At 45.9% G+C, this 14,788-nt stretch carries 14 protein-coding genes; all 14 read right to left on the minus strand.

The genetic code is table 11. The features are described from left to right. Positions 1-25: 25 nt before the first annotated feature. Complete coding sequence (gene nadA, locus MHH49_RS09600; RefSeq protein ID WP_036678753.1) at positions 26-964, minus strand: quinolinate synthase NadA; 939 nt, start codon at positions 962-964, stop codon at positions 26-28. Between the two features lie 259 nt (positions 965-1,223). Further along, a complete protein-coding gene (gene ftsH, locus MHH49_RS09605; RefSeq protein WP_038568034.1) occupies positions 1,224-3,278 on the minus strand; it encodes an ATP-dependent zinc metalloprotease FtsH in 2,055 nt (684 codons plus the stop codon). Between the two features lie 109 nt (positions 3,279-3,387). Next, complete coding sequence (gene hpt, locus MHH49_RS09610) at positions 3,388-3,927, minus strand: hypoxanthine phosphoribosyltransferase (protein ID WP_036678757.1); 540 nt, start codon at positions 3,925-3,927, stop codon at positions 3,388-3,390. Between the two features lie 46 nt (positions 3,928-3,973). Continuing rightward, positions 3,974-5,416 carry a tRNA lysidine(34) synthetase TilS gene (gene tilS / locus MHH49_RS09615; protein ID WP_341138110.1) on the minus strand — a complete coding sequence of 481 codons (1,443 nt, stop codon included), beginning with the start codon at positions 5,414-5,416 and terminating at the stop codon, positions 3,974-3,976. A gap of 36 nt (positions 5,417-5,452) precedes the next feature. Beyond that, positions 5,453-6,391, minus strand: coding sequence for a serine/threonine protein kinase (locus tag MHH49_RS09620; RefSeq protein ID WP_036678862.1), 939 nt, complete (start codon positions 6,389-6,391; stop codon positions 5,453-5,455). Further along, on the minus strand, positions 6,381-7,127 hold the full coding sequence (locus MHH49_RS09625) for a VWA domain-containing protein (RefSeq protein ID WP_038568031.1): 747 nt from the start codon (positions 7,125-7,127) through the stop codon (positions 6,381-6,383). The genes MHH49_RS09620 and MHH49_RS09625 overlap by 11 nt, the downstream gene beginning before the upstream one ends. A gap of 468 nt (positions 7,128-7,595) precedes the next feature. Next, positions 7,596-10,103, minus strand: coding sequence for a stage II sporulation protein E (spoIIE, locus tag MHH49_RS09630; RefSeq protein ID WP_076099918.1), 2,508 nt, complete (start codon positions 10,101-10,103; stop codon positions 7,596-7,598). Positions 10,104-10,446: 343 nt separating this feature from the next. Further along, positions 10,447-10,947, minus strand: coding sequence for a S1 domain-containing RNA-binding protein (locus tag MHH49_RS09635; RefSeq protein ID WP_036678766.1), 501 nt, complete (start codon positions 10,945-10,947; stop codon positions 10,447-10,449). 124 nt (positions 10,948-11,071) lie between these two features. Then, on the minus strand, positions 11,072-11,407 hold the full coding sequence (locus tag MHH49_RS09640; protein ID WP_036678769.1) for an FtsB family cell division protein: 336 nt from the start codon (positions 11,405-11,407) through the stop codon (positions 11,072-11,074). A 24-nt stretch (positions 11,408-11,431) separates the two neighbouring features. Then, positions 11,432-11,995: a spore cortex biosynthesis protein YabQ gene (gene yabQ / locus MHH49_RS09645; protein WP_036678771.1), complete on the minus strand. Its 564-nt coding sequence runs from the start codon at positions 11,993-11,995 to the stop codon at positions 11,432-11,434. Further along, positions 11,992-12,276: a sporulation protein YabP gene (yabP, locus tag MHH49_RS09650; RefSeq protein ID WP_036678773.1), complete on the minus strand. Its 285-nt coding sequence runs from the start codon at positions 12,274-12,276 to the stop codon at positions 11,992-11,994. The genes yabQ and yabP overlap by 4 nt, the downstream gene beginning before the upstream one ends. Positions 12,277-12,433: 157 nt before the next feature. Continuing rightward, positions 12,434-12,712 carry an RNA-binding S4 domain-containing protein gene (locus MHH49_RS09655; RefSeq protein ID WP_036678775.1) on the minus strand — a complete coding sequence of 93 codons (279 nt, stop codon included), beginning with the start codon at positions 12,710-12,712 and terminating at the stop codon, positions 12,434-12,436. Beyond that, the gene (locus MHH49_RS09660; RefSeq protein WP_036678778.1) at positions 12,712-12,984 is read right to left on the minus strand and encodes an HU family DNA-binding protein; all 273 of its coding nucleotides are present in this window, start codon (positions 12,982-12,984) and stop codon (positions 12,712-12,714) included. The genes MHH49_RS09655 and MHH49_RS09660 overlap by 1 nt, the downstream gene beginning before the upstream one ends. Before the next feature lie 289 nt (positions 12,985-13,273). Beyond that, complete coding sequence (gene mazG / locus MHH49_RS09665) at positions 13,274-14,773, minus strand: nucleoside triphosphate pyrophosphohydrolase (RefSeq protein ID WP_076099916.1); 1,500 nt, start codon at positions 14,771-14,773, stop codon at positions 13,274-13,276. Positions 14,774-14,788 lie beyond the last annotated feature (15 nt).

Here is a 14,788-nt window from a genome sequence, read left to right on the forward strand (position 1 = left end):
TGTTTCAACGAAAGAGTAGCGCATGCTACCGGACTTGTAGCATGCGCTCTAGGGATGTTCTGGCTTTGTCGGCGACAGCAGGCGGTACATAGATTTGTGGCTTCATCGTCTCCAGGCATTTCACCAGTTTTTTTAGATTATTAACTTTCATATTAGGACAAACAAGAAATTTGGTAGCAAAATGGAATTCTTTATCTGGACTATCCTTACGAAGCTGATATCCGGTACCATCTTCCGTTCCAACGATAAATTGCTTACGATCCGATTTCCGGCAATACTCCAGAATTGATGTAGTGCTGCCTACATAGTCACCCATGGCCACTACTTCAGGACGACACTCTGGATGAACTACAAATTCCGCATCTGGATATTTTGCTCTCATCTCTACTACATCTTTGACGGTCAACATGTCGTGAGTGTTGCAATAACCTTCCCAGATAATCAGCTTCTTGCCCGTCTGATCTTGTACATATTGACCAAGATTCTTATCTGGGACCCAAATAATCTCTTCGGCGTCAAGGGATTCGATTACTTTCACAGCATTAGCAGAGGTACAACAAATATCGGTTTCTGCTTTAATCTCGGCGGACGAGTTGATATAAGTGACTACTTTAGCATTTGGATGTTGAGCTTTTAGCTTACGTAAACCGTCTACATTGACCATATCTGCCATTGGACAGCCTGCACGTTCATCAGGAATTAGGACGGTTTTGTTCGGGGCTAAAATTTTTGCACTTTCCCCCATGAAATGAACACCGCAGAATACAATAACTTCCGCATCTGTCTCTGCAGCCTTCTGAGCGAGTAAAAAAGAGTCGCCCCGGAAATCGGCAACCTCCTGAATTTCATCACGCTGATAATAATGAGCTAAAATGATTGCGTTTCGTTCCTTTTTAAGCTGTTCAAGACGTATACGAAGTTCTCGATTCTGTTCCTGCTTGCGCTCAAGCGCCAGAGCTTCCACCGATTGTTCTCCCCCTTAAATCCTCGCGGCTTTTCGCCGACATGATGTTATCAAATGGCATGCGCCATCATGGTGAAAAAATGAACATGCTGATATAAATAGTAAGTAATATTAATCACTAATGTACACAACGTTCCAGCCCCTGTCAATGTAACTGGACAGGCTTTAAGGCATAGAATCCCTTAAAAATTAAAATAAAAAATCCGGAGAACAGTTACGTTCTCCGGATAAATTTACATCATATGAATGGTGGACCCAATTAGGTAAGGCTAGTGCCCCCACCTTTGTTGTCATCATCGGAACCGTCATTACCCTCAGAATCAGGGTTATTCGGGATATCCTTTGATAAGTCAGGAAGTGTGGACTGTTCGTCCTCAGGCTTGCCTTGAATGCGAACTCGCACATCACCGATATTGTCGATGACAGGCTCGCCAACTTCATGGGCAACACCTTCGCCACCCTCTGGTTTACCATCCTCGGAAAGGAATCCTTGTTCAATCAGTTGTGTGATCTGATCAAGCTCAAGTGTTTCTTTCTCAAGTAATGTATTGGCAATCAAGTGCATTTCTTTGGAGTGTTTGATCAACAGATCTTTACAACGTTCGTAACTCGAAGTAATAAAGTTCTGCATTTCCTGATCAATCTCATAAGCAATGGAGTCACTGTAATTCTGTTCATGCCCAATATCACGACCTAAGAATACTTGACCTTGAGAAGATCCGAACTGCATAGGTCCAAGCTTATCGCTCATACCGTACTCCATAATCATGGCACGCACGATGCGCGTAGCCTGTTGGAAGTCACTGTATGCACCCGTACCGATCTCACCAATAAACAATTCTTCGGCAACACGTCCACCAAGTAATCCAGTAACCTTATCTAAAAGCTCCTGCTTGGTAACGATCATCCGATCTTCCTTCGGAAGCATAATAACGTATCCGCCTGCACGTCCGCGTGGGATAATAGTAACTTTATGCACCATATCGGCGTGCTCAAGGAAGTAACCAGCAATAGTATGGCCTGCTTCATGATAAGCTACAATACGTTTCTCGCGGTCACTGATCACACGGCTGCGTTTCTCAGTTCCTACGATAACACGGTCAATAGCTTCATCCACTTCAATCATGGAAATATCTTTACGGTTACGGCGTGCAGCTAGCAAAGCTGCCTCATTCAGCAGATTCTCCAAATCAGCACCTGTGAATCCGGTTGTGCGTTTAGCAACAACATCCAGTCTTACATCTTTCGTAAGCGGTTTGTTACGAGCGTGCACCTTAAGTACAGCTTCACGGCCTTTCACATCAGGACGGTCAACCGTAATTTGACGGTCAAAACGTCCTGGACGAAGCAATGCCGGATCAAGTATATCAGCGCGGTTAGTCGCCGCTACAATAATAATGCCTTCGTTACCACCGAATCCATCCATCTCAACCAGCAATTGGTTAAGCGTCTGCTCACGCTCGTCATGTCCGCCACCAAGACCGGCACCACGCTGACGACCCACAGCATCAATTTCATCAATGAAGATAATACATGGAGCATTCTTCTTAGCATTCTCGAACAAATCACGTACCCGAGAAGCACCGACACCCACGAACATTTCCACAAAGTCAGAACCGGAAATACTAAAGAAAGGAACGCCAGCTTCACCTGCTACCGCACGGGCAAGCAATGTTTTACCTGTTCCCGGAGGACCTACAAGCAATACGCCCTTAGGAATACGTGCGCCGACAGCTGCAAATTTGCGTGGATCTTTCAGGAACTCAACGACTTCGACAAGCTCTTGCTTCTCTTCGTCCGCCCCTGCAACATCCTCAAAGCTGATTTTCTTCTTCTCTTCATTATATAACCGAGCCTTGCTCTTGCCGAAATTCATGACTTTACCGCCGCCACCTTGCGCCTGATTAAACAGGAAGAAGAACAAGATGAACATAATTACCAGTGGGATAATTGAAGAAAGGAATGTCAGCCAAATGCTGGTACCTTCCATTTTCTTCTGAGTTAATTCAATCCCATTAACATCACTGGCTTGAATCAGTTCATTGATAGCGGCATCTGTAGGAGGAATATATGTGGAGAAGCTTTTCGATTTAGTATCGGCAGGCAGCTCTCTATACTCGCCTGTGACCAGAAAGGCATTACCCTCAAACTGAACCGTCAAATCCTTCACATTGTTGTTCTTGATCTCCTGCCGTAACTCGTCGTATCTAGGGAAATCGGCGGCTTCATTTCCATTGCTCACAAACTGGACAATACCCACCACGACTAAAAATAAAATCAAATAAAAACCAGAATTCCGGATGAACCGATTCATCCCCTACCTCCTCTCACAACACTCAAGTTATTGTACCATAGCCTCTTGGGACACCTCAAATAAAGGAAGTTGTGGGTATCCGATCCGTATGATCGAGGCAGTCCTTAGTTCAATTGGAATAAATCTCAGGTTTCAGTACTCCAACATATGGGAGGTTCCGATACCGCTCGGCATAATCCAATCCGTAGCCTACTACAAATTCGTCAGGTAACACGAAGCCTGTGTAGCTGGCTTCAAGATTAACAGTGCGGCCTGATGGTTTATCAAACAAGGTAACCACAGAGATAGTAGCAGCATTCCGGTTGCGGAGCAACTCAATTAAATAGCTGAGTGTAAGACCACTGTCAATAATATCTTCAACGATCAAGATATCGCGGCCTTCTACCGATACATCCAAATCCTTAATAATTTTGACTACTCCAGAGGACTTGGTGGATGCTCCATAGCTGGACACTGCCATGAAATCCATCTCAACAGGTACTGTAATGGCTTTAACCAAATCTGCCATAAATATAAACGCACCTTTTAGTACACAAATGACTAAAGGGGTACGACCTGCGTATTCTTCGCTCAGTGTTCGACCGAGCTCCTTAATTTTCTGCTGAAGTTCCTCTTCGGTGATCAATACTTCTTGAATATCGTTTTGCAACTTGCGAAACCTCCTAAGTTATACTATGAAAGACTTACTTCGACCATTACGTTTCTTCGCGGTCATCCAGCTCTGCCAGAGACAATAGAAGTACGGAGGTCGTGTGCCGCCCTACTGCGGCATGCATCGAGCGTCTTACGCCCGGAATCCAGACGATATTGCCCAAACCATCACAAACGAGGGGAATCAATGACCGTTCGGAAGCAGGTATTTTATCATCAATATAAATATCTTTTACCTTTTTGCTTCCGTTTAATCCCATGATCCTTATGGTATCTCCAGGCAATCGGGATCGTATCGTCAGTGGAAAGACCAGTTCATCACGGTCAAACCAAGCCGACATCTTCCCATAATCCTCCCCCTGTACAAAAAAGTTTTCTCTCTCCAGTACCGCCATCGACATCACCTTACCTATTTCCTCCAATTTAAGCTTAGAGTCCGGTAAAAACAGACGATATGTATAGCTTGCCTGTGGCGTCGTGGGCTTGGACGAGAACAAGATACTATCATATTGCCGCACACAAGTCAGGCCTCCACCCAAATCCAAGCTCCAGGTGGTGGGATAGCTCTGCAGCGTTCCCCGACGTACAGTTTCGATCTTGGGGAAATCAAGGGCAGATAAATCCGCCGACAGATAATTTAATATTAGTTTAATCAAACGCCGTTGTAAAGCGGAGGGTATGGCAGCAAATGAAGCTCTGTTAAAGGTGTATTTCCCATCCCCTTCCGAAACTAGCTCTTCAAAGCATTTTGCCGCAGACGTCTCCATATACTCATCTTCAGCTCCCGCAATTTCCGCAAGCTGTACGAGGGATTGCTTCACTCTGCCATTATACTTTTCCAGAAAAGGGAGAACTTCCAAACGAATGGCATTTCGCTTGTATTTCGTCAGCAGATTGGTGGCATCCTCAGCATAAGTGAAACCTTCATTTTGGCATAACCCTAAAAGTGCTGTTTTGTTAATACGTAGGAATGGGCGAATGAGTTCCACCTTTTTTTCTGTTCTTTTCCACTTGATACCCGACAGTCCAGATAAGCCACTTCCGCGTAATAGACGCATAATTACAGTTTCTGCCTGATCATCAGCATGATGAGCCAGAGCAACAGAACGCGCCCCATATCGGTGTGCCGTATCAATCAGAAATTCGTACCGCTTCTCACGTGCAGTACCCTCAGGACCAAGTCCACTCTCTTTAGCCAAGGAGGGAATATCGAATTCCGCAAACTCAAAGGGCAGTCCCAGTTCTTCAGCCACACCACGTACGAGCTCTGCCTCTTCCTTCGACTCCGGCCTAAATCCATGATTCACATGAGCACATATTAAGGTAAGCGGTATAAATTTTAAAGATATTTCATGTAAAACATGCAAAAGAGCCACAGAATCCGGGCCGCCGGAAACTGCGACTACAATGGTGTCATGGGGCGCCCACAGCTCATGCTCGGCTGCTGACTCCAATACAGACTCCACCAGTCCATTCATTTGCTCCATATGCGCCCCCCTCTCTCTCCAACTATATGTATGAGTTCAAAAACGGAATACCCAATAAATCGTAAAGGCGAGCAAAAACAAAGACAATGCGAATGCATTTTTTAACCACCGAGGGGTGTCCATACTATCCGGGCGCTTTCTGCGCGAGTTATAAATATGGTTTCGCCAGACCTCAGTAGCATCCGCAGAGCCTGAGAACCCCCCTTTTAACGCCATACAAATCCAGGAGGATAGTTTCTTATTGGGTAAATTTCTAGCCAGCTTAAATAATTCGTCCACACTTCTCGTCTGCGGCAGCTGTAAGGCTGCCTTTTTGAGCCCTTCTTCATTGAGCAAACGAAGACACAGCACAGCAAATGCGAAAAGATCGTAACCCTCATCGCTGATTCGACTGCCCGCATTCCAGAAACCACGATCATGCCATTCGGTAAACTGCTTCACACTACGACCAATAGGGCTTGTGCCCCCAAAGTCGATCAGTTCCACTTCACCGTATTTCGATACCATGACGTTCTCGGGCTTCAAATCACCGAACACAAATCCACATTCATGCAGTGTGCGCAGCTTTTCAAGCAGACCAAGACCTACCAGGCCTAACCAATCGGGACCGTTTTTCGATAAAAAATGATGCAGCGGTTTGCCTTCAACATACCTCATCACATAGAAGGGGATATTATCCCCATTCGCAAAATCATCCGCTTCCAAAAAATAAGAAGACAATGGATTCTCACGACGAGCCCGATGTTCATTCCGCTTTCGTCGCGATTGCAGCGAGGTCAGCACATTGATCTCCGATTGAAGTTCAAGTGTATCGTATCCGATTTTTAGCGCGTACCTTTCCCGTCTGCCTTCTCTTTGCACAAGATATACGGTTCCGTTCGCGCCCCTTCCCAGCATCCGCTCAACGACATAACGGTTACCCCGCCATTTGCCGTTAATTAAGGTACCAGTAGGATAGGACGGATTAGACGACATACCCACCAATCATCCCTTCTCTTTCGTCGTGGTCATCGCTTAGTCGGCGTCCACGATGTTCATCCAGTGTATCATAACGATAATGTTCAAGCACCTTGAAAATAGCTGGGCCAGTCGGTGTTGCGCCTCTCATGTGTAATTTAGAGAATAGCGTACGAATACCTGACATGTCATGCGTCCAATCTAGATCAAGCTTGGCATCTTCACTGCTGTTATTTCCGGGAAAATGAAACACAGCGATCTCACTCTTGCCTTCCCGTGCTTCTAAACTGAGAGCCAAATCGCGAATTGCATCCTCCACAGCACCCAGTTTAGGTTTCATACTGGCACTGGCATCGATAAGAAGTGCAATGCGCAACGGCGTTGTTTCTGTCAGTTCATCTACAACTGTAACAACCTGTGAACGTTGAACAGGAGGCAGCTGATCCAGTGAGCCGTCGCCTAGTATCTTTTTTACCTCTTTATTAACCGCCTGCTGGATCGTCTGAACCACGGTCTTGCGTGTCATCATCTGAATCGTCTGCGCCAGTTGTGGTGTTCCGACTATTCGGCTAAGGCCTCCCCCGGCCTTGGCAATGTCGGCAATCTCCCGGCTGCCGATTTCACCGATCGTACCATAATCAACTACACCGACCACATTTACGGTGATTCCCTCCTGCAGGGCATGCGCCGCTGCCAACACCGGACTTTCTCCTACATTCGAACAACCGTCAGTAATGAGCATAATTTGCTTCATAACCCTCAACTCCCCCTTTGTTTGAACCTCTGTTTCTAGCATATCCAGAAATGAGAGATTTCAAACGGTCGATGTTAAGTGGGAGTCTAGATCAAAACAGAGGGGTTAGTGAATAGGGGAGCTGCGAGAAATGTTTGGGCTTTCGATCGCTGTTGTCCTCAGATTCCTTGATTAGAACCGCTTCTCGCGGTTGGAATCCGAGGACAAAGGCGAACGCTCCGCTTCTACAGCTCCAAACTTTCTCTCCGTTCCATACCTTCACTAGTAAACAGTTTAGATCTACAGATTCCGTCCCAAGTCAGCCGACCATTGAAACGAGAATAGTAGAGGCCGGCGAGTTACACATCACGGACTCGCCTTGACTGCCTCCATTAGCACGACGCCTTACGCGTGCCTTAAACTATACAAGCAACACGACGCTTCGCGCGTACCCAACATTAAAACCTACTAAACCTAAACCTAAAATAACTAACTTACCGTACGCGGGCGCTCCATACGGCCGATGCCCGGCATATGCAGGCTGGACCATTCCGGATGGAAATGATCAAGACGGCTGACGACAATAGTCATGTCATCAAGGATCTCATTGCCCTGGTAACGGATCACTTTCTCCAACAGGCTGTCCGCTAAATCTTGAGGATCATCACCCTCAAGCTCTTGGATCATCCGTTTCATCCATATCTCCTTATTAACGGCATATCCAGGCGCATCATAAATACCATCGGTCATCATAATTAAAATATCGCCGGGGCGAAGCTGCATACTGATTAAATCCACATCAATATCTTTAATGATTCCTATCGGCAGATTGCTAGAGGTTATTGGAATGACCTCACTCCCCCTCCGGATAAAGCTTGGTGCAGAAGCAATCTTCATAAACGTTGTCTGCGCAGAATATTGATCGATTAAAGCCATGTCGACAGTAGCATAGAATTCATCAGGGGAGCGTAATAAAAGAATTGAGTTGACCGACTTTACAGCCAGCTTCTCATCCATTCCGGATTGCAGCAGCTTTTCTAACATGCCGAGTGCGGCACTGCTCTCCATCCTTGCCCGTTCACCATTCCCCATTCCATCACTGATGGAAACTGCAAAGGTGCCATTGCCAAGCTCTACGGTGCTGAAGCTATCGCCAGATAGCATATCTCCACCTTTAGAAACAACTGCCACACCCGTATTTACCTCAAAGGCTTTGGCTGAACCAAAGGTAACCATCGAGAGTCCTTCCCGGGGATGAACCGCCGTCTCACTCATGACAGCAATATTCTCATCCAGAATGTCGGAGAGGAGTGGGGCAATCATTTTACGGCATTCATCAAAACCGCGATTATAAGCGTGCACTACTTCTATTTCTACGCGTCCGGGGTCCAGACTTAAAATTTCAATGCCATGAATAGACAGTCCCAATTTCTCAAGAGCCTCGCGGATTTGCGCTTCCTGCCGATACATGGCCTGCCCCTCACGCTTAATTTCCTTGGCCAAGTCTTCCATAACCTGTGACACGCCGGACAGCTGCTCGGCAACAAATTGCCGACTATCGTATATTTGTCTTTTCCACCGCATATCATGTTGGTAGAGATCATATTGTCCCTTCATGACCTCAAGCACTTCACCGGTTTTGCCACAAATACGGCTCCATTCCGGTGGCAGCTGAGCAGCCGTAATATCAGGGCATTCCTCAACAGTTGTCATCATATCTGTCATGTATCTATATGTCTGATAGAATTTTGCATCCCAGCAGTGAGTACGGCGAATGCAGCCAGCGCAGGCTCCTTCTGTGACCGTATTCATAAAATCTTCCATTTCACGATCCGATTTGCCCACTTCTCCGGCACGTGGAATCTGACCAAAGCTACTGGAGAGCTGTTGGAATACCTGTGAGAATTGAGTGACCCGTTCTGCAGTCAGATCCCTGACCCTGCGGGCATATTCATGTTGAGATCGGCTATGATCTGACGTGCCCGGTACATATTTTGCTATCGCTGATATCATCGTTTTAGGCGTTATTAGAAACAGCACTACTGCTGCGCAGGTCTCCCATGTTGAGGCCATCATATCACCCGGACCCGTAAAATAGACGGAAAGGATCGTTGATCCTAGCAGCATGCCAATAGATACCGCACCCTTTCGCCCACCTTGCATCATTCCCGCTAGCATTCCGGAAAAAGCAAGCAGACTCATCTGATAGATAGCACTGATATCGGCCAGACTAAGGATCAACCCCGTCACCACCCCAACAGCTGCACCGAGGGGAGCGCCCCCTGCCATGGCAAAGAGCAGAATTAAATAACGAGACAATATATGCTCTAATGACAAACCATTAAGGGTCCATCCCACAAGGCCTGTCATTACGGAGGCTAACAGAATAATAAGGCATAAAACCTCCTCATTCCTCAGCGATCTGCTCTTTTGTTTGTAAGTTAGTAGAGGAAGTGCCTGAATGAACACAAGAGTAAGTACAAACCCAAGTAAAGCATCCAGAGTTGTCATCATAAAGGGGTACCAGGAAAGAGAAGGTCCGAGAACAATCTTGAACAGGCCAACCATAAACGAGGATACGAATACCATAAGGGGTGCATAGGACAAATCTATTCGTTCGAAACTTTCAAGCCCTCTATAAACAAGAAAGAAGATAATCAGTTCAGCCGTAGTAACCAAGGCACCCGGAAACGGAGTGAAGAGACTTCCAGCTATAATAGCACCCGCTACAGGTAAAATAGAGTCTCGACGCATAAACACAATGACGGCAAAATATGCGACAGCAAAAGGGGACAGCTCGTCCAGGATCATAGCTCTACCTAGCAGAAACCCCATAAAACTTAACAGAAGCATCCACTTCTTCGCTGTTATAAGCTGAATATAACGCTGCTTCTGACCCCAAGCTATAATACGCGTGCCTAAGGCTTGTCTCTGCTTCTTATCTTCGCTTCCCACTCTTGTCCACTCTGGCAAATTCACCACATTGCTTTTACTCATTACCCTACACCACCCGTTTAAGAATTTATGGTTCTCATTATATAGCGGGTCATTTGAGAAAGTTTGTCAGAAATGGAGGGACAGTCATAAGAAATTTCCGACAAAAAAGCCTTTGTTCATTATTCCTAAAAAAATAGAGCGATCCCTTGCGGCGCAGTAGTTTGCTTCTCCTCAAGCTTGATTCCAGTGCAGTTTTAGGCGCAAGCCTGGCGGTCATTCGCCAGCGATTGCCCTAGAGTTATGTGAAAATGACATGGATGCTGTCGGCAAGTTTATATGACACGACAAAAAAACCGCAAGGGCGAAATGCCCTTGCGGTTATTTATGATGTACAGGTATTGGATTATACGCGTTTGGCTCCACGGCCTCCGCGCTTTCCTTCTGTGTTCTTCTTAATCGAAGATATCCGTTCTTCGCTGTCTTTCAGGAATCGCGACATTTTATCCTCGAATGAAGGTTTACCGGCTGCAGGCTTAAATGGACGCCCACCCCGTTCACGATTGAATCCACCGCCGCCTCCACCACTGCCGCCACCGCCGCCGAAACGGTCTCCGCCGCTAGGACGTTCTGGTCTTGGAGCTCTAGGCGGACGTACTTCCGATGCTGGCTTGTCAACAGCCTGCTTAATGGAAAGTCCGATCTTGCCGTCCTTATCGACGTTGATCACCTTGACGGTTACTACATCACTAATCTTCAGATGATCGTTAACATCCTTGACGTAATTATCGGCGATTTCCGAGATGTGAACGAGACCTGTGACACCTCCTGACAGATCCACAAATGCTCCGAAATGCGTGATGCCTGTCACTTTGCCTTCTAACTTGGTGCCCACTTCAATTGCCATAGAATAAAATGATCCTCCCTTAAAAATATACAGACGAATATTAAGGTCATCCTGTCTGCGGTGATTTGATTATACAGTAAAGAGCAAAGCAAGGCAACAGAGTAAAAGCCTCTTTTAGCCAGTATTATTGCTCTGATTGCTCTGTTCGAATAGGAGTTTCCCCTTGAGGATAGATATTGTACCATTTACGCGCTAATTGGCCAATATACTCATCATCATTAAGTCTGGACACTTCATATTTCAGTTGATTCAAAGATGACGTGACACTCTCGCTAGTCTTTTGTTTCTTGGCGAGTTGCTCGCCCTTGTCCGCAATAACTGCACTTTGATTGAAGTAAGTATAACCCGCCCAGCCAAAAAATACTGCCACAAAGAGAATCCACATGAATCTTCTTCTCTTCGCGCCTGCGGCCGAATTTTTGCTAGGATTACTTTTCTCTTCCGCAGTGAATCTGTTCATGCAGCGTACCCCCTAATTCAAAGGTCAGCGTTTCCGCCATTTGGTAATCCATCCAGTGATCTTCACGATCCAGGCGCTATGCTTAAGCCGTGATAACCATGGAGAAATCCACCTTACAGGTAATACCCAAATTGGCTTCGTTAGACGCAGCAGAAGCTTAAGGATGAATAATAGAATACGACCTAGCAGCACTAGCAACCCTATAATAAGGCGCCAAAGCCAGCGAAGAGGTTTACCTATCATAATCTCCATAAGTCTCCATAGCAATCTGCACATATACTGAACCGATTGAATTAACATTAACACAAAACGCCGCACCGTAACACTGAAGATCAAAAAATAGATCCATATTCCTAGAAATAAACCTAAAAAGACATAAAATCGCAATTGCCCCTGATTTCCGGCATAGAGCATTCTAAAAACAAACAAAGCAGCACAAAGCCAATACAGCAGGTCAAGCATGGCATTCAGCCATTTGGGAAAATTGAACTTGAGCGACAGCACCCGGTAGCTGTCATAGGCCAGTCCCATTGTCACCCCGGCCAATATCATGTAGAACAGCGTCAGCCACTGAACTGCAGGATTCATTTAAATAGCTTACCGAGTAGACCTTTATTTTTGCCCTGCGATCCGGGATCTAGATAAATCAGGGAATGTACATTGCCCTCCAAGGACAACAGTCCATTCTCTAGACTTAAATTTTTGATATGTAAATGATTCCCGCGAATGGTGAGATGGCCGAGTTCTGTACGAAGCAAAAATTCCTCGCTATCAAAGCTCTCCACATTTTGCACGCCCGTCAACTCTAGCTGTTTACGACTGCGCATGTGCAGATCATGCTGTTTATTTACCTTTCCTGGCTCGATCATAGCATGTACCCCTCCTTCTTACCTCTAATCTATGGCAGTAGAAGAAGTTATAGAACATTCCAATCCACTAAAATAAGAGAGACAATAAGAAAAAAGAAGGTGCAACTCTACAATATGTAAAGTTGCACCTTCTTATTTACTATTCATTATGTTACTCCTACCAGTCCAATCCGCTGCTTTTGGCAACAGGCTCTTCCCGAAGTAGAGTATACATACCAGCGGCTTCGTCCTTGCGCGTCGTTTCGACTAGCTTTTCGACTTTGACCGTTACAAGCTTTTGTCCAAATTGCACAGTAATCTCGTCACCGATCTTAACTGCACTACTTGGTTTAGATTCCCGCCCGTTAATCAGCACCCGGCCTTGTTCGGACACATCCTTGGCCACTGTCCGGCGCTTGATTAATCGGGACACTTTCAGGAATTTGTCAAGACGCATTAGTTAACGGCTTCTTTAAGCTTGTTACCAGCTTTGAATGCCGGTACAGTTGATTCTGGAATTTCAATCGTTGTGCCCGTTTGCGGGTTGCGACCAGTACGTCCTGCACGTTTGCGAGTTTCGAATGTACCGAAACCGATCAGTTGGACTTTATCGCCTTTTGCCAAAGCTTCTGTGATCTCACCCAAGAATCCGTTCAATACTGCTTCTACATCTTTTTTTGCCAATCCGTTTTTCTCGGAAATGTTGTTTACCAAATCTGTCTTGTTCATAATTTAAAGTTCCTCCTAGGATACGAAAAAATAAATGAAACGAGATTCACCGCCATATTATGGGGCAAGTCGTCATTTCGTCTTTATGATATTCTTGATGTCATCTTAAAATCCTGCCACGAATCGTCGTTTTTTAAAAAAAGAAACAGTTATTTCTCAGAAATCGTCGCAGAATCTATTCTATAGCACTATTAAACTACTCGCCATAATCTAAATCAGAGATGAATGCTACTTTCACAGCATTGCCTCATCTTAAGGTCCGTATACCGTACATAGTCTGAGAAAATCACTATACTTTTCGTTCCTCAGTCTTTGCCTCCTGCCACAACTCTTCCATCTCTTCCAAGCTGCTATCCTCTACACTCACACCCTTGGCTCGCAGACTTTGCTCGATATACTGAAACCGACGCACAAATTTGCGGTTGGTCCGGGTTAAAGCTTCTTCCGGATCTGCACCAATAAATCGGGCAACATTGGTAACAGCAAATAATAGATCGCCCAGCTCCAGGATTTGATCCTCCGCGGCTGCGTCAGTATCGATGGCTTCTTGCAGCTCTTCTATTTCTTCACGAACCTTAGCTAAGCAATCCGTAGCGTTGTCCCAATCAAAGCCCACCTTGGATGCTTTTTTCTGAAGCTTGTACGCCTTCATAAGAGCAGGCAAATCACGCGGAACTCCACTGAGTACGGATAGTTCCTCGGGCTTTACGCCTTTCCGCCGCTTCTCCTCTGCCTTCATGCCCTCCCAATTGATCAGAGCTTCTTCAGCGTCATTCGCATTCTTGTCACCAAATACATGAGGATGGCGGAAGATAAGCTTATCATTCAGTCCTTCTATGACGTCAAATACGTTAAACGTGCCAAGCTCCTCTTCCATTTGGGAGTGCAGCATGATCTGCAGCAAAAGATCGCCCAGCTCCTCTTTCATATGGTCTGGGTCATCCTCATCAATCGTCTCAAGCACTTCATAGGTTTCTTCGATTAGATTTTTACGTAAAGATTCATGAGTCTGCTCCCGATCCCACGGACAACCGTCCGGACTGCGCAAAATATCGACAATCTCATGCAAGCGAGCGAAAGTACGACTTCTTAGCTTCTCATCACGATTCGCAGGTACATAGACCAGAGACAAATTGCCATAACCCTCAAGCCGGTCCAATTCGTATAGAGGAACAGTCACAATGCTTTCTTCGTTCTCCACGCCAAGGGCATGACCCACCACCACTTCATATTCCGGCGGATATAGCTCCATCAGACATAACTTTGTCTCCGAAGCTGTAAAGCTGTCATAAACCTGGCCAATCAGAGTATGCAATTCAGGTTGAAGCTGAGCGCTGCGAATGCCTGAAGCATCTAATAACTGGAACCCTTCAATAGGGTCAAACCCCAGTCGTACAAACGCCTCGTCCAGAAAACTCTCCCCGCCTAATATTTGCAGTTCTATTCCTTCTTCCGGGCAACGCTGACGCAGCTGTGAAACAGCTGACTCTGCAACCATGGGATGCCCCGGAACCGCATAGACAATATCTGTACCGTCTGCGGCAGAGCGAGCCTCTTCAATCAATTTTGAAGTAATTGCCGCATAGACCTCAGGAAACGAAGATAATGTTTCATACAGTCCATCAAAGGATTGCGTGGCGATTTCAAGCTCGGTGAGAGCAGCCATGACTGGATGCTCTTGGGTACGAACGTATACAACGGATGCTGCCTTCAGTTTTTTTATAATTCCTAGTGTCAGGCGATCGGGATTACCTGACCCGAGACCAACAACTGTTAATGTTGCACTCATATGTGTTCCTCCTTT

This window comes from Paenibacillus sp. FSL F4-0122, assembly GCF_038002845.1.
Lineage (GTDB): Bacteria > Bacillota > Bacilli > Paenibacillales > Paenibacillaceae > Paenibacillus_AQ > Paenibacillus_AQ odorifer.